Origin of the sequence: Mesorhizobium sp. M7A.F.Ca.AU.002.02.1.1 (genome assembly GCF_003998535.1) — a bacterium.
Classification (GTDB): domain Bacteria; phylum Pseudomonadota; class Alphaproteobacteria; order Rhizobiales; family Rhizobiaceae; genus Mesorhizobium; species Mesorhizobium ciceri.
This window is the reverse complement of record NZ_RZPB01001245.1, coordinates 1-1,104: the sequence shown is the minus strand read 5'-3', so window position 1 is coordinate 1,104 and position 1,104 is coordinate 1. Positions and strand designations below refer to the sequence as shown.

The following is a 1,104-nucleotide window of genomic DNA, read 5'->3' as shown; positions in this document are numbered from 1 at the left end:
GCTGTTATCCGGGCGGCGATCTTGAGATCCATGACCCGCCTCAGTCGTGGAACATTTTGACGGATGACGCGGTGTATCTGCTGCCCGTCATGAAGCGGCTGAACTGTTCTCGCGCCTGCTCCTGTGCAGCGGCCGTCCTTGCCTGCTCCAGCGCAGCAGCCCTGCCCTGCGCCGCCAGCATTGCGGTGAGGTCGGCGACCTGTCTTGCCTGCACGGCGAGAAGCTGGTTGCCGGCTTGCGTTGCCTGCAGCACGCCGACCGCCGATTGGCTGGCGTCGACGAGCGCGCTGGTTTGCTGCTGCGTCCCGTCGATATTGTCCACGGCAACAGCACCGGCCTTCAATGAGTGCTCGAAAGCCGACACCGATGTCCGCCAGCGCTCACGCGCGCCATCGACAAGCTGCTGGCTCGAAAGGTCGGTGCCAAAATTCTCATAAGCGGACGTAAACTGACTGTCGATGTCCTGGACGTTGTAGGCGAGCTTGTTGGCTTCGCCGAGCAGGCTCTTCATCTGCGAGAAATTGCCCTCGATCTGGTCAAGCATGGAGGTTGGCAGCGAAGTGAGGTTCTTCGCCTGGTTGATCAGCATCTGCGCCTCGTTCTGAAGCGAGGTGACCTGGTTTTGAATTTGCTCAAGGGCCCGCGAGGCCGAAAGCAGGTTTTCGGCGTAATTCCTGGGATCGAACACGATGAATGCGAATGCCGGCACCGATGACAGTGCAACAGCGGCAACCAATGCGCCGGCGGCGGCCATGCGCCGGATGCGGCAACGTGCAGGAATAGACATCATGAGGAAACCTCCTTCGCGGAATGGTCGATGACATTGGTGAGATCGGGGATGAGGTGGGCCGCCCACGAGAGTCCGCGATCGGCAAGCCAGGCCTTGAGGAACTGATCTGTGCCTCTCTCGGCAATGATCTGGTCGATCGCCGCCTGGTCCGACTTCGAGGACGCAGCGCAGAGCGCCAACGCAATCGGACCGAGGCTCAGCTCGAACAGCCGGTTGCCGCGCCGGGACTGGCAGTAGTAGTCGCGCTTCGGCGTCGCGTGTGCGACGATCTCGATCTGGCGATCGTTGAGACCGAAGCGCCGATAAATCTGGGT

General features: G+C 61.3%; 1 protein-coding gene and 1 pseudogene. Both read right to left on the bottom strand.

Translation table 11 applies throughout. The features are described 5' to 3' along the window. Positions 1-40: 40 nt before the first annotated feature. Positions 41-754: a P-type conjugative transfer protein TrbJ gene (gene trbJ, locus EN879_RS36865; protein ID WP_063170887.1), complete on the bottom strand. Its 714-nt coding sequence runs from the start codon at positions 752-754 to the stop codon at positions 41-43. Between the two features lie 32 nt (positions 755-786). Next, a pseudogene (locus EN879_RS36860) lies at positions 787-1,104 on the bottom strand (conjugal transfer protein TrbE); the annotation flags it as partial.